16 protein-coding genes are annotated in these 19,388 nt (G+C 55.3%); 10 read left to right on the top strand and 6 right to left on the bottom strand.

Translation table 11 applies throughout. The features are described from left to right. Window positions 1–51: 51 nt before the first annotated feature. Window positions 52–1,215 (bottom strand): cystathionine beta-lyase, encoded by a 1,164-nt coding sequence (gene metC, locus W822_RS27990; protein WP_024003855.1) that lies wholly within the window; start codon window positions 1,213–1,215, stop codon window positions 52–54. Then, a complete protein-coding gene (locus tag W822_RS27985) occupies window positions 1,212–1,802 on the bottom strand; it encodes a cysteine dioxygenase family protein (RefSeq protein WP_024003854.1) in 591 nt (196 codons plus the stop codon). The genes metC and W822_RS27985 overlap by 4 nt, the downstream gene beginning before the upstream one ends. 142 nt (window positions 1,803–1,944) lie before the next feature. On the opposite strand from W822_RS27985, the gene W822_RS27980 reads away from it, so the two are divergent. From W822_RS27980 to W822_RS27970, 3 genes are all read left to right on the top strand, one after another. Next, complete coding sequence (locus W822_RS27980) at window positions 1,945–2,805, top strand: LysR substrate-binding domain-containing protein (RefSeq protein ID WP_024003853.1); 861 nt, start codon at window positions 1,945–1,947, stop codon at window positions 2,803–2,805. Between the two features lie 104 nt (window positions 2,806–2,909). Beyond that, window positions 2,910–4,289: an MATE family efflux transporter gene (locus W822_RS27975; RefSeq protein ID WP_024003852.1), complete on the top strand. Its 1,380-nt coding sequence runs from the start codon at window positions 2,910–2,912 to the stop codon at window positions 4,287–4,289. Between the two features lie 16 nt (window positions 4,290–4,305). After that, window positions 4,306–4,755 carry a PaaI family thioesterase gene (locus tag W822_RS27970; RefSeq protein ID WP_024003851.1) on the top strand — a complete coding sequence of 150 codons (450 nt, stop codon included), beginning with the start codon at window positions 4,306–4,308 and terminating at the stop codon, window positions 4,753–4,755. Window positions 4,756–4,837: 82 nt separating this feature from the next. Here the strand turns inward: W822_RS27970 and W822_RS27965 are convergent, their stop codons facing one another. The 3 genes from W822_RS27965 to W822_RS27960 all read right to left on the bottom strand — a co-directional run bounded on the left by W822_RS27965 (window position 4,838) and on the right by W822_RS27960 (window position 7,648). Next, on the bottom strand, window positions 4,838–5,221 hold the full coding sequence (locus W822_RS27965; RefSeq protein WP_024003850.1) for a VOC family protein: 384 nt from the start codon (window positions 5,219–5,221) through the stop codon (window positions 4,838–4,840). Window positions 5,222–5,338: 117 nt separating this feature from the next. Continuing rightward, window positions 5,339–6,085 (bottom strand): helix-turn-helix domain-containing protein, encoded by a 747-nt coding sequence (locus W822_RS45770; protein WP_024003849.1) that lies wholly within the window; start codon window positions 6,083–6,085, stop codon window positions 5,339–5,341. A 36-nt stretch (window positions 6,086–6,121) separates the two neighbouring features. Continuing rightward, entirely contained in the window at window positions 6,122–7,648 is a 1,527-nt protein-coding gene (locus W822_RS27960) for a CoA-acylating methylmalonate-semialdehyde dehydrogenase (protein WP_024003848.1), read from the bottom strand. Window positions 7,649–7,751: 103 nt separating this feature from the next. Here W822_RS27960 and W822_RS27955 point away from each other — a divergent pair, with 103 nt between their 5' ends. The 3 genes from W822_RS27955 to W822_RS27945 all read left to right on the top strand — a co-directional run bounded on the left by W822_RS27955 (window position 7,752) and on the right by W822_RS27945 (window position 10,072). Continuing rightward, window positions 7,752–8,684: a LysR family transcriptional regulator gene (locus W822_RS27955; protein ID WP_024003847.1), complete on the top strand. Its 933-nt coding sequence runs from the start codon at window positions 7,752–7,754 to the stop codon at window positions 8,682–8,684. A gap of 108 nt (window positions 8,685–8,792) precedes the next feature. Beyond that, window positions 8,793–9,743, top strand: coding sequence for a DnaJ C-terminal domain-containing protein (locus W822_RS27950; RefSeq protein WP_024003846.1), 951 nt, complete (start codon window positions 8,793–8,795; stop codon window positions 9,741–9,743). Continuing rightward, window positions 9,740–10,072 (top strand): chaperone modulator CbpM, encoded by a 333-nt coding sequence (locus W822_RS27945; protein ID WP_024003845.1) that lies wholly within the window; start codon window positions 9,740–9,742, stop codon window positions 10,070–10,072. The genes W822_RS27950 and W822_RS27945 overlap by 4 nt, the downstream gene beginning before the upstream one ends. A 40-nt stretch (window positions 10,073–10,112) precedes the next feature. Here the strand turns inward: W822_RS27945 and W822_RS27940 are convergent, their stop codons facing one another. After that, the gene (locus W822_RS27940; protein ID WP_024003844.1) at window positions 10,113–11,099 is read right to left on the bottom strand and encodes a LysR family transcriptional regulator; all 987 of its coding nucleotides are present in this window, start codon (window positions 11,097–11,099) and stop codon (window positions 10,113–10,115) included. A gap of 110 nt (window positions 11,100–11,209) precedes the next feature. Between W822_RS27940 and W822_RS27935 the strand changes: the two genes are divergently transcribed. From W822_RS27935 to W822_RS27920, 4 genes are all read left to right on the top strand, one after another. Further along, window positions 11,210–13,501 (top strand): NADP-dependent malic enzyme, encoded by a 2,292-nt coding sequence (locus W822_RS27935; RefSeq protein ID WP_024003843.1) that lies wholly within the window; start codon window positions 11,210–11,212, stop codon window positions 13,499–13,501. Window positions 13,502–13,664: 163 nt separating this feature from the next. After that, the gene (locus tag W822_RS27930) at window positions 13,665–14,093 is read left to right on the top strand and encodes a VOC family protein (protein WP_024003842.1); all 429 of its coding nucleotides are present in this window, start codon (window positions 13,665–13,667) and stop codon (window positions 14,091–14,093) included. 121 nt (window positions 14,094–14,214) lie between these two features. After that, a complete protein-coding gene (locus W822_RS27925; protein WP_024003841.1) occupies window positions 14,215–17,583 on the top strand; it encodes a TIR domain-containing protein in 3,369 nt (1,122 codons plus the stop codon). Further along, window positions 17,584–19,308: an NAD-binding protein gene (locus W822_RS27920; protein ID WP_024003840.1), complete on the top strand. Its 1,725-nt coding sequence runs from the start codon at window positions 17,584–17,586 to the stop codon at window positions 19,306–19,308. Window positions 19,309–19,388: the final 80 nt, after the last annotated feature.

Below are 19,388 nucleotides of genomic sequence, written 5' to 3'. Positions count from 1 at the left end.
CTTGCTATGCAATTGTGAAGTGTGGTGTGCCGCTCGTGCGGTGGCGGCAGATCAGACCAACTGGTCGAACATGGTGGCCAGGTCGTGCATAAGATCGTCCGGATCTTCCAGGCCAATATGCAGGCGCAGAAGGTATCCAACGCGTTTGCTGTCCCGAAGACGGGTTCGCCCTGGATCAACAGGAAGAACGAGACTCTCGTATCCTCCCCAGGAGGAACCAATACCAAACAGTTGCAGGCTGTCTATGGCGTTTTCGATTTTCTGCGTGCTCAGTGACGGATCGAACTCGATGGTTAATAGTCCATTTGACCCGCTGGCGTCGCGCTTCCATAAATCGTGGCTTGAATCTCCTTCCAGGGCCGGATGGAACACCCGATGCACAGCCCTGACAGATGTGAGCCACTTTGCGATATCCAGGGCGCTGCCGGCATGCCGTTGCATCCGCAAATCCAGTGTGCGAATACCTCGAAGCACCAGGAAGGCATCTTCGGCTGAAACAGTCTGACCTAGATTGATGCTGGCCTGTTCGATCCCGGAAAAGCAGGCTTTATTGGTCGTGACCGATCCCATCACCACATCGGAATGTCCGCCAAGGTATTTTGTGGCTGCTGTTACCGAGATATCGCAACCGAGGGTGAGTGGCTGATAGCAGATTCCAGCCCCCCAGGTATTGTCTGCGCACAGAAGTATGTTTCGGTCCCTGCATACAGTTGAAATTGCCGGTAAGTCGAACATGTCGTAAAGCAACGACGCCGGAGATTCTACATAGACCAGGCGTGTTTCCGGCCGCAGTTGCAGGTGCCAATCGGGATCTTGCGGTTTGAAATAACTGTGCGTGATGTCATAGCCCGACAATTGGGTCTCGCATAAGCGACGTACGGGATCATATACGCCTTCCGAAACAAGTACGTGGTCGCCCGCTTTCAGATAGGCGAGCAGTGTCGTGGCAATGGCAGCCAGCCCGGTAGGAAACAACTGGCTCCGATAGCCGTGTTCGATTGCAGTGACAGCGTCTTCAAGCGCATGTACGGTTTCATTGCCGCGTGCGCCATAGGAGAGAACGCGCTCTGTTTCCCGCTTTTGTCTTGCGTTGCGCCATTGATCCAGATTGTCGAAAAGATAGGTACTGCCTTTCACGATGGGGGTGTTCGCCCAGCCGGACGAGGGCCGGCCCAGTGAAGCGAGCTGTGTTGCACGGGCCCTGGAAGAGTTCAACTCTGGCTCCGCTTTGTTTTGACGCCGACGTCCATGATTTTGTATGTGTTATCAGCGGTATCGAAGGCCAGACGCTCTGTCAGTGTTTCCAGTGAGCGGCCATACATATGCAGATGCCGGATGTTGTCATCTTCGATACGAACGGCATGGATGTCATCCGGCAGCAGGGCGATGCCCTGGCCCGGTTGTACCGGCTGCATGCCAGTCTGTACAACAGTGGCATGCCCGGGCACGCTTTTGTCGTCCGTGCGTTCATACAGGTAGTTGCTCTCGACGCCCTCGACTGCAGCGATACAGGCCCATGTCGTGTGATTATGCGGAACAATTTTTTTACCCGGCTTCATCACATTCAAATACAAAGCATAGGTGTCATTTGGCTCAGCGTGAATCAGATATCGCGCCTGCAGCTCGTCGCCTGTAGGCGCGGGGTAATCTGACTGGGCCCACCATTCCTTGTGTGCTGCGATATCAATAAGGGCGTCGCGCACTGTTGCGAGCGTTTCCCTGGTCGTTTCGCCTGCGGTCGCCTCTTTGGCGATCTCGATAAATTTTTCTATAGCAGCCTGTTTGTCGTTCGTAGGTGTCATTTATTTCTCCTGTGATTTTTCAAAAGTATAGATAGATCGCGCTGCGTTTACTAATTAGACTTTATTGAAAATGTATAAGGAGTGCTAATATGTTTACTATGAAAAGTCTCTTTTGCATCTCTTTCAATCAAGGGTATTCCCTATGAACAATCTGGATCTTGGTCTGCTGCGTACTTTGGTAACTGTAGAGAAAACTAATACGTTCTCCGCAGCCGCAGAGACTCTTTTCAAAACGCAGTCTGCGATAAGCCAGCAGATGCAACGCCTTGAAAAACAGATGGGGTATCCGCTATTTCAGAAAAAAGGCCGACGGGTCGTTTTGACGATGCAGGGCAAGCAATTGGCCGAATATGGCAGAAGACTGTTAGCGATCAATGACGAGGTTCTTCGAACGGTCGGCCAGCAGCAGATGGAAGGGCAGATACGGCTGGGAGCAACACTGGATGTGGCAGATACGATTTTGCCGCTGATGTTGACCCACATTGCCAGACAAGCGCCGCGGGTCAAGCTGGAGATCCAGGTCGATCGAAGCCCGTCCCTGATGGTCTCGCTGGAAGCGGGCGATATCGATCTGACGATTTCTACTCGTGATGATGCCGCCCTGAATGCGTTTGTGCTGCGCACGTCGCCTACCGTCTGGGTATGCGCTGCAGATTTTCCTTATAACCGGCGTGCACCATTGCCCTTGATCTTGGCTGACGAACCGAGCATTTTTCGCCGTCTGGCTTTGTCTGCGCTGGAGCATACGCAAATCAAGTGGCACATCAATTATCTTGCGCCATCGCTTGTCGGAATCAAAGCTGCCGTCCGGGCCGGGCTGGGTGTTACTGCCAGAAGTGTTGAGTTTCTGGGGCCGGATATGCGGGTACTCGGCGAGGCCGAGGGGCTCCCGCAGCTTCCGTTTGTCACTTATAAATTGCTTACCCGGAAGGACACAATCAGTCCGTTGACGCTCAATATTTATGAAATGCTGCGAGCCCAGTTCGAATACGTTGACAGATAAGAGGAGATGGCCGACTGAATCAGTCTTGTCTGCGTGTCACATAAAAATAATTTGAGATATCATATACGGATTCAAATTTTTGCGTTGCTCGCGTGTGGTGCGTTGTGAAAGCTGGTACGACAGTTAAAGAAATTGCCTTTCTGGCATGGCCGCTGATTCTGATGCAGCTGGCCTCTATCGCGCTCACCACAACCGACCTGATCATGATGGGCATGCTTGGTCCCACCGAGATCGCCGCTGGCGGCATTGCCATTACGATTTTCGGACTGCTCCGAACCTCCAGCGTCGGGCTGGTCACGCCGGTTGCCAATTTATTGGCCCAGGGCTGGGCGCGTGGCGGGTTCAGCGTCAGGGCGCGTCTGGCCTCGCAGGTACGTTTAAGTCTGTTGCTGGCCACGCTGTGCGGCGCCTTCATGGTCGCGCTGATGCTGCTCGTTTTTCCCCTTTTACGATACCTGGGACAGGATCCGGAACTGCTGGCGCTGGGTTATTCGCTGCTGCTCTTTCTTGCCCCCAGCCTGATCCCGCTGCTGTGGCTGCAGGTCCTGCGCAACGCGGCCGTCGCGCTCAAGCGTCCGGGGCCATTGCTGTTGATCACGCTGTTTGCCGTGCTGGTCAATATTGGTCTGAACCTGTTGTTTGTTTTCGGGGTGGGCAACTGGTCCGGGATGGGACTGCCCGGTGTGGGTCTGGCCACGTTGTTTACCCAAACTCTGATGGCCGTGGGTTTTTATGCACTGGCACGCCGCGATGCACTGCTATCGCCGGTCCTGAGGCTGCCCATCTCCCGCAGCGTGTCGCTGCGTTCGACCCGGTCACGCCTTTTCATTCGCGATATGCTCAAGCTGGGTATGCCGACCGGCGCGGCGTATGCCAGCGAAGCCGGCTTTGTATCGGTTCTGACGCTGGTTGCCGGCACCCTGGGCGCAGCCAGCCTGGCGGCTCATACGCTGGCTTTTCAGTTCGTCAATATTGCATTTATGGTTTCGATCGGATTGTCTCATGCCGTATCTATCCACATGAGCCATGCCTTGCCGCAGCGTGACACCGAGCGCCTGCGCGCGCTTGCCCGGGCGATTATCCGGATGGGGTTCGTGGGGATGGGCGTGGTGGCGATCATTTATGTGACGTTCCCCGATATTCTGATCGGCTTGTTTCTGGATGACAAGACGGCTGACGTAGGACTGGTCCGTCAGATCGCCGTCCCCCTGCTGGCACTGGCCGCTTTGCTGCAGTTCGCAGATTGCCAGCAAAATCTGGCCGTGGGCGCTATGCGCGGTATTCTGAAGGCGCGGGATACATTCGTGCTGACGATGGTGGGATACTGGCTGATCGGCGTACCGGTGGTGCTGGTGTTTACTTATGTCTTTCACTGGGGCGTGAACGGCGTCTGGCTTGGATTCTTTGTCGGTCTGAGCGCCACGGCGCTGCTTCTGTGGCGACGGTTTTACTATTATGTGGGTGAAATGAAAAAGACAGGATAACCTGAGGTAATTGACTATGAACCAGACTATCGATAACGATGAAGTGTTGGCGATCGCGCAGCGCGTTCTGGCAAATCAGCCGTTCAGCGCACTTTTAAAAACCGAGGTTACGCGTGCATCTGCTGATGGCCGTTGTGAATTTCGTATTCGCATAAGCGAAAATCTGATGCAGCATATGGGTACGGTGCATGGCGGCGTGCTGGGATATGCTGCCGATACGGCGCTCACTTTTTCGGCCGGGATTTCCTATGGCGTACCGGTGATCACTTCTGAATACAAGATTAATTTTCTTAGACCTGTCATCGGAGAGATGCTGATTGCCCGCGGCCAGCTGGTTTATAAGGGGCGGACCCAGGCGGTGACGCGCTGCGATGTGTTCGTCATCAAGGAAGGGGAAGAAAAACTGTGTGCGACCGCACAGGGAACGATTGTCGTGTTGCCTGAATCGTCGAAATCAGCTCCGTAAATAGAGAAGCCTGCATTCAGAGAAGCCGGCAATCGCGGAGCCCGGCAATCGAATAGCCCGGTGCAAAATAAAGGAGTACCGATCAGGACTCATCGCGCTGTTCCACCACGTCTATACACACACCAGCCGGATCGCGCAGCATGAAATGACGCTGCCCCCACGGTTCATCCTTCAGTGGCAGGAAAATGTCGCAATCTTTCTTATCGGCGAGACGCCGGTATTCGAGTTCGGCATCTTCGACTTCGAGGCTGAGCACCACACCAGTGCCCGAATACGGCGCGTGCAACTCAGCCGGCTGGCTGGGGGTATCGGGTGCCAAAAACGCCAGTTCCGCGCCGCTGGCTGCATGCAGAAGATGAACGTACCAGTCTTCCTGAAACACAATGTCAAACTGAAAATGACGGGTATAGAAATCGGCGCAGGACTGCAGCTGGCCGGTAATCACAATTGAATAGGCTTTTTTCATAAATCGCTCCTGATTGAGAGCCTTTATCATAGGCGGGCGCGTGCGCCGTGTATTGTATATTTCGGCCATCGGCCACGGCGAACATGATTTCCGTAAGGGGAGTGTTTGTGTCGCGCGTCAGCGGTACAGCCCGCGGAACGCCACGGGTGTAATGCCGGTTATGCGCTTGAATTCACGAATGTAATGGGACTGATCGGTATAGCCATCCATGTTCTGGCCGGCAAGCGCCTGGTGAAAACGCAGAATTTTCAGAAAGTCATGCGCAGAAAAGCCAGTCTTGCTCCGAAAAAGTCGCTGCAGTTGCCTTCGACTGTAACCGGATTTCTGGACGAGCTCATCTACCGATTTGGGCGGATTGGGCTGCGCGAGCAGTTGTAGCAGCCAGGCCGTTTCGTTGATGACCTTGTGTTCCGTCAGATGCTTGACCAGGTCTTGCAGGCGTGTTTGTTGGTGTTCAACATGGATGTCGTCTTTCAGTTTGCGCGCCACCGCCGCCATATCCATAACACCTAGAGAAGAATACATCTGTGATTGTGCGACGACGTGTTGCGATTGGCGCCAGACTCCTGGATGGAACCGAATCCCTGTATAGGAGAAGGAGCGCCCCAAGTTCAGTTCGATCGCCTGCAGGCCGGGGGTCATGACCAGCGCAGCACCGTCGGCGTGATCCGATACGTCGAAGATCAGGTCAATGCACGCATCGGGCAGAACCAGATAGTGACAGTCCATATCCAGCCGATATTGCGTGCGCAATCGCCAAAAGCAATACACCTGCTTTCTGAAAGCATTATCAGGATGGTATTCCTCATAGAGAACACCATCCTGCAAAAAGCGGGGGATGCCGGGCTGGCTGGGCGTATGCATAAACGCCAGTGTACCGGTCCCGGGCTCTGTCCGGCCTTATTTTGCCGTCGGCATGGCAAACTCGGCGCCTTTGTCTATACTTTCAGGCCAGCGTTGCATGATGGATTTTTGTCGTGTGTAGAAGCGTACGCCTTCTTCGCCATAGGCATGCATATCGCCGAACAGGCTTTTCTTCCAGCCGCCGAAACCATGCCAGGCCATGGGAACGGGAATCGGTACGTTGATGCCGACCATGCCGACCAGAATGCGCCGTGAAAACTCCCGCGCCGTGTGTCCGTCGCTGGTAAAGCACGATACGCCATTGCCGAATTCGTGATCGTTGATCAACTGAATCGCCTCACCGAGGTCTTTGACCCGGATGCATGCCAGGACCGGGCCGAAAATTTCTTCCTTGTAAATGCGCATATCCGATGTGACATGATCGAACAGGGTGCCGCCCGTGAAAAAACCCTTTTCATGGCCGGGCACTTTCAGGCCGCGTCCGTCGACGACCAGTGTTGCACCTTCCTTTTCACCCAATTCAATATAGGATTCGATTTTTTCAAGCGACTGGCGCGTCACGATCGGGCCCATTTCCGCCTTGGGATTCATGCCGTCTGTGATAACCAGCTGTTTGGCGCGTTCCGCGACACGCTCCACAATCGTATCGGCAATATCGCCGACCAGCACGGCCACTGAAATCGCCATGCAGCGCTCGCCTGCCGAACCATAGGCGGCCCCGATCAATGCGTCAACGGTGCGGTCGACGTCGGCATCGGGCATGACGACCATGTGGTTCTTGGCGCCGCCCAGTGCCTGGACACGTTTGCCGAAATGCGCGGCCTGCTCGCTGATGTAGTGTGCGATGGGCGTGGAGCCCACAAAGCTGACTGCAGACACATCGGGATGCGCCAGAATCGCGTCCACCGCAGGCTTGCCGCCCTGCACAACATTGAATACGCCGTCGGGCAGGCCGGCTTCCTTGAACAGCTTTGCCATGAACAGGGAGGCACTGGGATCGCGTTCACTGGGCTTGAGGACAAATGTGTTGCCTGCGGCGATGGCGACCGGGAACATCCAGCATGGCACCATGCAGGGGAAATTGAAAGGGGTAATACCTGCCACCACGCCCAGCGGTTGACGCAGCGTCCAGTTATCAATGTTCGTAGAGACCTGGTCGGTGAAGTCCCCCTTGAGCAACTGGGGAATGCCGCAGGCAAATTCGATCACGTCGATGCCGCGTGCAACTTCACCCTGGGCATCAGAAAAGACCTTGCCATGTTCCGCCGTAATAATGGCTGCCAGTGCATCGGCATGCTCGTGCATCAGTCCGAGAAAACGGTTCATAATGCGTGCCCGGCGAATGGGCGGGACATCCGCCCAGCCGGAAGCCGCAGCCTTGGCAGCGCTGACAGCCTCATCCACTTCTTTTGCCCCGGAGAGGACGACATGACGGGCCGTCTGTCCGGTAGACGGATTGAAGACCGCCTGTTTTTCAGCTGTGTCTGGGGTGACGATCTTGCCGTTGATATAGTTGACGACATCGGCAGTGTCGGTATAGGCCGCAGTGGAAGGGGTGGTCATATCGGGCTCCTTTTCAATAGTGGCTCCAGTATAGACACCCGGGGCGTTCCGGATCAATACGCGGTTGGTGGATTAATTGTTCAGAATAATGGACAATATAGGCATGAAAAACACAAAAATCGAACCTCTGTGGTCACACATATACTGGCTGGGTGTGCTGGATGTGGCCGGCAGCTACACTGCGGCGGCGCGCAAGCTCGGCGTCAGCAAGGCGGCCATGAGCCAGCGCATTCAGGAGCTGGAGAGCGCGCTGGGTATTGCCCTGGTTCAGCGCACCACGCGCAGCGTCCGGCTCACCGAGGCGGGACGCGAACTGGTGGCACAGACCCGCCCGGCCTTCAGCCATATTGAAACCGGGTGCGCCCGGGTGCGGGAACTGGCAGACACGCCGCAGGGCATTATCCGTCTGACCGCGCCGGTGGCGCTTGCCCGACAGCAAATCATTCCCCGTCTGCCCGCCTTCATGCGCCAGTATCCCGATATTCGTGTCGAGATCGAACTGTCCGACCACATCAGTCCGCTGGCCCAGGAGGGATTCGACCTGGCGATCCGCCATGCATCGAGCGTGCCCGACACCTATGTCGCCTGGAAGCTATGCGCGACGCGAACGCTGCTGCTTGCGACTCCGCAGTATCTGAAGAAACACCCTGCACCGATCCAGCCCCAGGATCTGGTCAATCACAATTGTCTTACCTATTTACGCTTTGGCGCGCAGCCGGACTGGCATTTCGAGAGTCGACGCTCATCTTCGCGGCGTGTGAGTGTGCAGGTCAACGGCTCATTCGCCGCCAATAACAGCGAAACGCTGCGGGAGATGGTCCTGGCCCACCAGGGCATCGCGCTGGTGCCTGATTTTTCGGCAGCACAGGAACTTGAAAAGGGCACGCTGGTGCAGTTGCTGCCGCAGTGGCAGTCAGTGGGCGTATTTGGTGATCAGATTTACGCCCTGCGGCCGTATAGCCCTCATGTGCCCGGCATTATTCGACTGCTGGTTGATTATCTGAAGGCGGCATTCAGGCGGGACGCATTCTTATGATTGAAGTTTGCAGCAGGGCCTTGCCATTATGTATAGCGCTGCGATACTAAATACTTGGTAAAATCAATTTGATCGATCCCGTCATGACATTGAAACCGGTAGGTGCAAATGAAATACGTAGATTATTACAAGGTTCTCGGGCTGGAGCGAAACGCGACCGAGGCCGATATCAAGAAGGCATATCGTGGCCTGGCGCATAAGTATCATCCAGATGTATCCAAGGAACCCGACGCAGAAAACAAATTCAAAGAAGTGGCCGAGGCTTATGCCACATTAAAAGATCCTGAAAAGCGCGAGGCTTATGACAACCTTGGTCGACATCAGCCCGGTGATGATTTTGTTCCGCCTAATCAGTGGCAGCAGAACTTTAACGAATCATCGGCGGATTTTTCAGATGTGGATCTGTCTGACCTGCTCAAGGCTTTTGCCGAAGCGCAGCGGGAAGGAGCGGCCAATTACGCACGCCGACCCCGTCATGGCGAAACATTTGAATTCACCATGCCGATCACCCTTGAGCAAATCTATAACGGCGCGGAAACCGAGATTTCGGTGGCGGTTCCGGACTATGACAGCCAGGGGTTGTTGCATCGCGTACCCAAGACCTTTCGTATTCGCGTTCCGAAGGGGGCGGCGGACGGCCAGCGACTGCGGCTTGCCGGCAAGGGCGGCCAGGGCATGAATGGCGGTCAGCCTGGTGATCTGTTCGTGACCATGAAAGTGCAGCCGCATCGGCTTTATCAGGTCGACGGCAATGATCTGACAATCGAGGTGCCGCTGGCTCCATGGGAGGCCGTGCTGGGCGCCACGGTGGAAATTCCGACGCTGGGCGGGGAGGTGGCGCTGACCATTCCGCCTGGAACTGTTGCCGGACGCAAGATGCGCCTGGCCAAGCGCGGCCTGCCGGGCAGCGGCAATGTGCAGGGCGATCTTTACGCCATTATTACAATTGAAGTACCCAAATCGGTGACCGAGCGCGAGAAAACGCTATACACCGACCTTGCTGCCGCATCGGCGGGGTTTGATCCTCGCAGGCAGCGTTTTGCAGGAGGCCAATCATGAGTGTGCAGATAACGGAAACCATCTGGCTGAACAATGACGAAGTGTGCTCGCTGCAGCACGTGGCGGCCGTCTCGGGCCTGAGTGAAGCCGATGTCATGGATCTGGTGGAAACCGGCGTACTTGCACCGGTCAGTGGCGAGTCCACATCCAGCATGTTCTATACCGAATGCATTGTGGTCGCGCGCAAGGCACGCAGGCTTCGCGATGATTTTGAGCTGAATGCCGACGGGGTGGCACTGGTACTCAATCTGCTGCGTCGGGTTGACGCGCTGGAATCTGAGTTGCTCGGACTGCGACCCAAACACAGCAGCCGGCCTCCGCTCAAATAAAGCACTTTGTATCTAATAAGACCGGCGCGCAGGGCAGCCGTCAATACTGATACCGGTTTGGCGGATAGGCGGTTCGATGTTTCTCGCAATAGGCTTTGAGCGAATTGATAAAACGTTCATCGACGTCCCGTTTTTGTCGCTCCTTCAGGCTGAACAGGGCAATGGGGGAGAGCGTCCATTGCAGCGACCAGGGAACCACCGCGACACCGGCGATACGAACCAGTTCTTCTGCAATATCACTGGGCACGATGGACACCACGCGATGGCGGGCCGCAATAATTTCACCGGTGAGTTTGGCTGAAAGGCTTTCAATCAGCGGTTGCGGAGGGACCACTCCGGCGCTCAGAAACATATCGGCGACCTGATCCCGCAGGGGGGCGGGGGCCGGTTCCAGAATCCAGTCCAGTTCAGCCAGATGATGCCAGTCCAGCCGGCGCTGGCCCAGTCGCGCCGCCAGCTCGCGATTGGTAATCAGGCGCGGAGACTGATAATAAAGGACTTGCTGCTGCAACCCGGTCATATCCAGCGATGCCGAGGCCCGTCCGATCACAAAGTCCAGCGCATGGTCCCTGAGCATGGTCATCAGGCTGCGGCTGGTGCCATCATGGATGGTCACGGTCATGCGCTGGCCTTCAGGCAGTGTACTTTCGAGCGCGGCCGACAGCATTTGGCCGGGAATGAACGGAATGGCGCCCACGTGCAAATGAGCAACCCGGCCCGCATTGACCGCCGCCATCTCGCGTGACAACGCGCCCACGTCGTGCAGCATGCGGCGGGCGCGAGCCAGCAGCACCTCCCCGGCAGCCGTTGCTGTCATGCCTCGCCCCGTGCGCTCGAACAGGGGAACACCAAACATATCTTCCAGTTCGGCCAGCGCGTGTGTGACGGCCGGCTGGCTGGTGCCCATTTGCTGGGCGACGCGGGTCAGCGCGCCCAGTTCGTCTATTTGCAGCAACAGGGTCAGGTGCCGCATTTTGAGGCGGCCGGATAGTCTGTGTTCAAGCGTATCGGCGGTCGGGATGTTCAATTTTCGATCAGATATAAGTTATTTCTTATATCTATATCATAATTGAAAATAATTTACTTATGGTAAGGACCTACACTATTGCAAAATCAATTTTTCAGGAGGCTCCCGCCATGAGTACCATTGATCGTCAATCAGCGCTGAATTATCACGAGTTTCCCGTTCCCGGCAAAATCGCGGTGACGGCGACCAAGCCGCTGGTCACGCAACGCGATCTGGGCCTGGCCTATACGCCGGGCGTAGCCGCCGCCTGTGAGGAAATCGTGAGCGATCCGCTCAACGCCTTCCGCTATACCGCCAGGGGTAACTTGGTCGGGGTCATCAGTAACGGAACAGCCGTACTGGGCCTTGGCAACATCGGCGCACTGGCTTCCAAGCCGGTCATGGAGGGGAAAGCCGTCCTCTTCAAGAAATTTGCCGGCCTGGATGTATTCGATATTGAAATCAATGAAACCGATCCGGACAAACTGGTGGAAATTATTGCCGGACTGGAAGCCACCTTTGGCGGCATCAACCTGGAAGACATCAAGGCCCCGGAATGCTTTGAAGTCGAGCGCAAATTGCGTGAACGCATGAGCATTCCCGTCTTTCACGACGATCAGCATGGCACTGCAATTACCGTAGCTGCTGCGTTTATCAACGGCCTGGCGGTAGTCGGCAAGGATATTAAACAGGTCAAAGTGGTGTCGTCGGGCGCAGGCGCCGCCGCACTGGCCTGTCTGGACCTGATGGTCGATCTGGGCCTGCCGCTGGAAAATGTATTTGTGACCGACATTGATGGCGTGGTCTACGAAGGGCGCAATACGCCTATGGGGCCGGAAATGCTGCGTTTTGCCCAGAAGACCGATGCTCGTACGCTGGCCCAGGTTATCGACGGTGCCGACGTGTTCCTGGGCTTGTCTGCCGGCGGGGTGCTGAAGCCCGAAATGGTCAAGACCATGGCAACGCGTCCCCTGATCCTGGCATTGGCCAATCCGAATCCCGAAATCATGCCCGACGTGGCCAAGGCGGTGCGTGACGACGTGGTGATGGCGACCGGCCGGTCTGACTTTCCCAATCAGGTCAATAACGTATTGTGCTTCCCGTATATTTTCCGTGGGGCGCTTGATGTAGGCGCAACCACAATTACACGTGAAATGGAAAAAGCTGCAGTCTACGCCATTGCGGGCCTGGCTAAAGAGGAAATCAACGACGTGGTAGCCACGGCCTACGGTGGTTACGACCTGTCTTTCGGACCTGAATACCTGATTCCCAAGCCGTTCGACCCACGCCTGATTGTGCGCGTGGCACCGGCAGTGGCCAAGGCTGCCATGGATAGTGGTGTGGCAACAAGACCGATTGACGATCTCGAAGCGTACGCAGCCCGTATGCAACAGTTCGTGTACCACTCCGGCGCATTCATGAAGCCCTTGTTTGCCTCGGCCAAACAGATCGTTCGCGATGGCGGCAAGGCGCGTATTGTCTTTACCGAAGGTGAGGACGAACGGGTCTTGCGTGCCGTGCAGGTGGTGGTCGATGAGAAACTCGCCCGTCCGATCCTGGTCGGTCGCCCGTCTGTGCTATTGGCCCGCATCGAGAAATTCGGCTTGCGCCTGAAACTGGGTGAAGACGTCGAAGTCACCAATCCCGAGTTTGACTCCCGCTTCCATCAATACTGGACCACGTATTGGGAACATATGTGTCGTCAGGGAATCACAAAGGAAATGGCACGTGTGGAAATGCGTCGCCGTCTGACGCTGATCGGCGCGATGATGGTTCATCTTGGCGATGCCGACGGGATGATTTGCGGCACCGTTGGCTCTTATCACGAGCACCTGCGTTTTGTTGACCAGATGATCGGTAAAAAACCGGGGGCGTGTTCTTATGCGGCCATGAACATCCTGCTGCTGGATCAACGCATGGTGGCGCTGGTTGATACCCACGTCAATGATGATCCCACTGCAGAACAGATTGCGGAATATACGCTGGCGGCTGCGCAGGTGCTCTCGCAGATGGACGTGGAACCCAAAGTCGCATTGCTGTCGCGATCCAATTTTGGCTCGGGCAGTTCGGCTTCAGGCGAAAAAATGCGTCGTGCGCTGGAACTGATCCGCGAGCAGAATCCGGATCTGGAAATCGACGGTGAAATGCACGGCGATTGTGCCCTGAACGAGGTATTGCGCGAGCGCATTCTGCCGTCGTCTACCCTTAAAGGGTCGGCCAATCTGCTGGTCTGCCCCAATGTCGATTCAGGCAATATCGCCTATAACCTGCTGAAAACCGTCGCCGGTGGCAACGTGGCAGTCGGTCCGTTCCTGCTGGGTGCAAATGCGCCGGTGCATATCCTGACTTCCAGTTCCACTGTACGGCGGATTGTGAATATGGCAGCGCTCACGGTGCTGGATGCGAATCGCGTCGAGAGCTAAGGCACGCAGGCTGCTGCTGGCCGTTTGTGCAATATGACATCTGTGTACTCGCCCATAGCCGGCGGGTACCGCTGAACGATGTTTTGGGCAGGCAGATTGCAACTTTATTCACAAAGGAATATGCTGGATTCTCTTTCCTTCTGAATGGATAAGGAGGTTCATCATGTCGGAGAAAAGTGCAATTATTCCCTGTCTTCGGTACAAGGACGCGCCGTCCGCCGTCCGATTTCTATGCGAAGCCTTTGGATTTACCCGCCACGCGGTTTACGCCGATGAAAAAGATCCCGGAATTATTCACCATGCCCAGTTGGTCATCGGCAACAACATGATCATGCTCGGCAGCGACCGGGAATCGGAGGCCAAGGACTTGTACCAATGGCTGACCCCGGACGAAGCGCGCGGTATTACCATGTGCATCTGCATGCATGTCGATGATCCCGATGCCCACGCGGCGCATGCGGGCAAGCACGGCGCCAACATCATCAAGCCGCCTTATGATAACCAGGGCTATCCTGGGCGCTCATACGACGCCAAAGACCTGGAAGGCAATGTGTGGAATTTCACCAGTTATGATCCGTGGGTGGCGTCATAATGTTCAACATATTTCACAATCCGATACATCATTTCCTGTTGAAATGAGGCTGCACATATTGTCTGGGTAACGGTTCTCGGGTAAAACGGATGGCTCTGGGAACCTGTCTGCATAGATAAATATGAACGAAGAAACGGCAGAGAGTCGGCTGACCTATGCGGCATTCATCAGTTACAGCCACGCTGATAACCGGGAAGAAGGGCGTAAATGGGCCGACTGGCTGCATCATGAGCTGGAAACCTACGAGGTGCCGGCTGACCTGGTCGGCAAGTCCAATCGTGCCGGCAGGCCTATTCCCGCGCAAATCTATCCTGTCTTTCAGGATGAAAAGGAGCTGTCGGCCAGTTCCAACCTGTCCTCGGCGCTGACCACGGCGCTGGATGCCTCGGCCTGTCTGATTTATCTGAGTTCGCCGCAATCGGCCCGCTCAGTATATGTAAGCCAGGAGCTGCGCCATTTCAAGCAGACAGGCAAAAGTGATCGCATGATTGCCCTGATTCTTGCCGGGGAGCCTGAATATGGCAAAGAGTCTACCGAACAGCAATGTTTTCCGGAGGTATTGCGTTTCAGGGTAGATGAGACCGGCGCGATTGACACCAATGTAAGCGAAGAGCCCATCGCCGCTGACGCCCGCATTCCAGGGACGCAGGAGCAGGGTTTCACCACGCCGGAGGCGTATCGGCGGCAGTTGCAGCAGGATCGCAAGTTGTCACGCAGGGAGGTGGAGCGCAGGGTACAGGCCTACAGGGATCGTCTTGATCTGGCCCGCCTCAAGGTCATTGCCGGTGTGCTGGATGTGCCCCTTGGCGACCTGACCCAGCGCGATCAGGCCTATCAATTGGTCAAAGCCAGGCAGCGCACGAAGATTATCAAGCGTATTGCAATCGTCATTGGTGTGCTGGCGGTCATGGCGATGGGCATGGGCGTATACGCCTGGACTGAAAGAAACTCTGCCCAATCCATGCTCTCGCGTTCCCTGTTTCTTTCCGGACTGAATAAAATTGACCAGAAAGAAGTGGCCGAGGGCGCGGCCTACATGGCTGCCGCGACACGCTATGGCAATGAACGAACCGCGTTGTATGTGCAGTCAATGCTGATGCGTCAGAACGGCATGACGCTGATGCCAAGACTGGACTCGACGCCCGTGTTCAGCCCCGATGGTCACTGGCTTGCTGCAATCAATGCCACCACCAATGCGCAACGCGGCATACAGATATGGGATGCGTACAAACAGACATTGCACACGACCTTGAACGATGCCAATGCCAATTCGTTTACAAAAATGCTGTTTGATGCCAGAGGTATTCTGTACTTCACGACTGCCGATAACAAAATAGCGACATGGCAGGAAGGCAAGCCCATCAGTATTGTTTATGAGGCGCCTGCCGATATGCGTATTGCTTCCCTGGTACCGGATGCAACCGGTCGCTGGCTTGTCATACAGGGGTGGCACGTTGTTGACGGCAAGCTGGAATATATCAAATCACAACTATTTAACATGCGCACGCATCAGCTTGCCGTTGATCAGGTGCCCACCCGTCGCCGTTCGAGCGCCGCGACCGACCAGATTGAGATTGAGCCGCAAGGGCGGCTCATTGTTTTTCATGAAAATGAGGATAATGACAATCGTATTCGCATCTATCCCGTGAGCGCCGACGGTCAACTGCTTGAGGCACGCGACTATCAGGTGCCGGCCAGAATCATGAGGCTCAAATTCAGCCCGGACGCGCAGCACGTGTTTGTCCGGGCGGTCAATGGCATGTATCACATTGATTTGCGGAAAAATAATCGCGAGGTGGCCAGAGTGCCGGGTCAGCTGGTGCCCGAAGATGTTTATTTCAATGATGGGAAAACCTATACCACGCTGTGGCAGGGCAACTATACGGTACATGATATCAATACCGACCAGGCCGTGTCTGCTGGCGAAACGTCGCTCAACCTTGTTCGACTTTTATATGATGATTCGTCGAGCGTGTCTCCTGATATGACGCAACGGGTTGAGCTTCAGGAGGGGTCGTTTTACCTGGTGACGGACCTGGCGCCGGCATTGCTTCGGTCGCAGCATAGCCTGGGCGAAAAACTGGTATCGTTCCGTGCCATGCCCGATAGCAAGGGTGTGCTGATACTTAAAAAGAATGGTCGCGCGCTGGAGTATCTTTCCCTGGAAGCAAAAGATGGCGCCAAAAAGTACATCGAAACTCCGTTCACCATTGATCGCTTCGGCGTAGATGAAGAACATGATTTCATCTATGTGATTTCAACACCGGAAAACGATCGAAGCCAGCTGCTGTTCTATCGTGCCGGTACCGGAAAGCCAATCGGCAAGCCGGTGTCTGTCAAAGGCATGATCTCGTTCAGTCGCGATGGCAGGCAGGTTTCGTCCAGACTCGATGAAAAAAAACTGGGCATTTGGGATATCGCGTCCGGTGAACTTGCGCGCACGTTTACCCTCAAGCAGGGCGAAAAATATAAGTTGTCGGCGGATTTGTCGACAATCCTCGCTCTGGACGAAGAGAGCAACTGGCGCGTTGTTGACGTCGCCACGGGCAAGGTCTTGCATCAGGAGAGCACGCGGATCAAGGGGGCCTATTTCACACCCGATAATAAATATCTGCTGGCGTTTTTCAATGACAATGCACAGTTATATGATCTGACGGATTTTGTCAGCCGCCTGACGCTTCCCACTGCAGGTGACTCACCCAAGGCCGAACTCAGCCCAGACGGCAAGCTGATTGCCATGGCTGAAGATAACAAATATATCCGCTTGTGGAGCCTGGAAAAAATGCGCCCGATCGGGCAGAAAATCAGTAACGATGCCACTAATGGATACTTGAAGTTTTCTGCAGACGGTCAGATTCTGTTCGCTTCAGACTCCTTGGGCGTGGGTGGCAATAAGGGCATTGCCATGTATGACACGACCACAGGAATGCCGGTTGTCATGCCGTTTGGGATCAGTCGTATCAATGACGTGGTGTTACTGCGCAACGGCAAGGATATCTTGACCCTTGACGCGCGGGCCGGCGAGTCCATTCTGAATGTATGGGCGGTGCCTGATGCGCTGCTTGCCCCTGCGCGCGATCTGGCCGATCAGACCGAGATTTATTTCGGCAAGCAATACGACAATGATGCCGCAGCCGTTGTTGATGCTCCTCGCGCGGCGCAGCGCCCCGATTCCTGGTTTTTCCAGGACCCGTATGTCCGCCCGCCTGTGCCCGGTTCCACTGTTTCATTGACTGCTTACATTGAAAAATACATACCCATACGCGATGCGTCACAGTTGCAATTGCTCGACAGTTACTGGCGTTTTCATCCGATGGCCCGCGCTGCAATGGCGGTTTATTTCAGTCAGAACAGGGAGACCGGATTCGTTGCCCGTCGCCTGGAACAGATGGTCCGTCTGCAACTTCACAGAGTTCAGGACCTCAGTGTGAAGGAAAAAACCCTGGCGCTGTTGCGGCAGGTACACGACAATTTGCAGGAGCATCCATAAATGAAACTGTCTCATCGCGCAAAAAGCATTCTGGTTCTGGTGGGTGGGCTTGCAGTGATTGTGTTGACCTGGACGGGACTGGGCAAGCACTATCCACAAATCAATGAATGGCTCTATCTGCCTGAAAAGCTGTATCGTACGCTACGCACCCTGATGGGATCCGATCCTGTTTCATCTTCATTGCCGCCGGAGAATTTGCCGTGGCAACTCACGTTCGTCAAGATTGTCGTGACCCTGGCGCTGCTGGCCGGGATGGTCAGAATTGCACAAAAGCTTTTTGTTGATTATTACACGCAGTTCAGGCTGCTGTTCAGGCGTAACCAGGTGCTGGTGCTTGGCATCAATCAAAAGGGCAAGGCCTTGCTGAACGATCTGGCTCAATCGCACCATATGACAGGGGTGGCCATTGAGCTGGATGCGGAGCACAAGCACGCCCGGGCGCTGCGCCGTGAGGGACACCTGGTGCTATTTGGCGATGGTACGCAAAGCATGGTGTTGCAGGACGCGGGGATTCGTACTGCCCGCTATCTCATTTGCTTTTTGAATGATGAACAGACCACCATCAATGTGGTGCGTGCCTTGCATCAGATCACAGAAAAGAATCCGGGAAAATATCAGGTGCGGTGCTTTCTGCATATCGCGAACGCGCGTGTCAGCGCCATGCTGCAGCAATCCGATTATTTTGAAGATGAAAAGCAAAATGGCATTGATTTGCGGTTCTTCAATCATCATCAGATGATCGCCCGCCAGTTCTTCGCCCGTTTCCCTTATGAATATGCCGAGGCGCTGCGCGATGAGGAGACGGTTTTCCGCCTGGTGATATTTGGCACAGGCGATACCGCCAAATCGCTGCTGGTGCAGGCATTGCAGGTTCTGCACACGGCGAATCCGGCCTCGCCCGAGATCATTGTGTGTGGCGCCGGGGCCGACATGGCCGGCAGGCAGCTGGTTGCTGAATATCCTGGCGCCGGTATGGTCTCTTCCATTAAATATGTCGAATTCGATGGTGCTTACGACCAAATCCTGAATGAGTTGGTGATTGACCCGCCAGAACACGTTATTCCGGTTGTGATTGCTGCATTCGAGCAGGATTCGGCCAATCTGAAAATGTCGCTGGAAATGCTGCACGCCACGCCGGTCTCTACTTTTCGCGTATTTGCATTGAATTACCATAACGATGGCCTAAATGCGCTACTCAGAACAAAGCAGAACCGGCTTAATCGGCTGCGGTTTTTCGGCAGTCTGGAGTCGGTGTGTCAGGTGGAACTGATCACGAAGGAACGGCTGGACACCATCGCGCGTGCCATTCACGAGGATTACCTGCAGCAACTGGCCCCGGATGGTGGTGCACTCAGTGAAAGTGAAGCCTATAAGCAATCCTGGGATGCCTTGAATGAGCCGGCGAAAGACGCCAACCGGGCACAGGCCGATCATATTCCCTACAAGCTGGCCATGTGCGGCAAGCTGACAGGGGCCGATGCACAGATAGCAGGAGACCCGCGTCCCATCTCGTTCACTGCGCAGGAAGTGGAGCGGCTGGCGCAGGTAGAACATGCGCGCTGGGTCGCGCAGCGTTATCTTGCCGGCTGGCGCTATGGCGTCCAGCGGGATGATTTGCGTCGTTGCCATCCCTCCATGGTGGCGTGGGACATGTTGCCTGAACCGGAAAAACAAAAGGATCGGGACGTAATCCTGCGTATTCCGCAGTTGCTGGCGGACACTTAACCGGTCTCGCGTTCCCTCGCAGGGCGTTTGACATGTCCTGGCCACGCTTTCAGTGTATATTGTGCGCAGTTCGTCCGGGG

Origin of the sequence: Advenella kashmirensis W13003 (genome assembly GCF_000506985.1) — a bacterium.
GTDB classification, from domain to species: domain Bacteria; phylum Pseudomonadota; class Gammaproteobacteria; order Burkholderiales; family Burkholderiaceae_B; genus Advenella; species Advenella kashmirensis_A.
The sequence above is the reverse complement of the archived record's forward strand: the minus strand, read 5'-3'. Positions and strand labels throughout refer to the sequence as shown.

Coding starts and splice junctions, on each gene's coding strand:
- W822_RS27985 (WP_024003854.1), bottom strand. CDS start 1,802: ATGACACCTACGAACGACAAACAGGCTGCTATAGAAAAATTTATCGAG.
- W822_RS27935 (WP_024003843.1), top strand. CDS start 11,210: ATGAGTACCATTGATCGTCAATCAGCGCTGAATTATCACGAGTTTCCC.
- W822_RS27960 (WP_024003848.1), bottom strand. CDS start 7,648: ATGACCACCCCTTCCACTGCGGCCTATACCGACACTGCCGATGTCGTC.
- W822_RS27945 (WP_024003845.1), top strand. CDS start 9,740: ATGAGTGTGCAGATAACGGAAACCATCTGGCTGAACAATGACGAAGTG.
- W822_RS27925 (WP_024003841.1), top strand. CDS start 14,215: ATGAACGAAGAAACGGCAGAGAGTCGGCTGACCTATGCGGCATTCATC.
- W822_RS27965 (WP_024003850.1), bottom strand. CDS start 5,221: ATGAAAAAAGCCTATTCAATTGTGATTACCGGCCAGCTGCAGTCCTGC.
- W822_RS27930 (WP_024003842.1), top strand. CDS start 13,665: ATGTCGGAGAAAAGTGCAATTATTCCCTGTCTTCGGTACAAGGACGCG.
- W822_RS27980 (WP_024003853.1), top strand. CDS start 1,945: ATGAACAATCTGGATCTTGGTCTGCTGCGTACTTTGGTAACTGTAGAG.
- W822_RS45770 (WP_024003849.1), bottom strand. CDS start 6,085: ATGCATACGCCCAGCCAGCCCGGCATCCCCCGCTTTTTGCAGGATGGT.
- W822_RS27955 (WP_024003847.1), top strand. CDS start 7,752: ATGAAAAACACAAAAATCGAACCTCTGTGGTCACACATATACTGGCTG.
- W822_RS27950 (WP_024003846.1), top strand. CDS start 8,793: ATGAAATACGTAGATTATTACAAGGTTCTCGGGCTGGAGCGAAACGCG.
- W822_RS27970 (WP_024003851.1), top strand. CDS start 4,306: ATGAACCAGACTATCGATAACGATGAAGTGTTGGCGATCGCGCAGCGC.
- W822_RS27920 (WP_024003840.1), top strand. CDS start 17,584: ATGAAACTGTCTCATCGCGCAAAAAGCATTCTGGTTCTGGTGGGTGGG.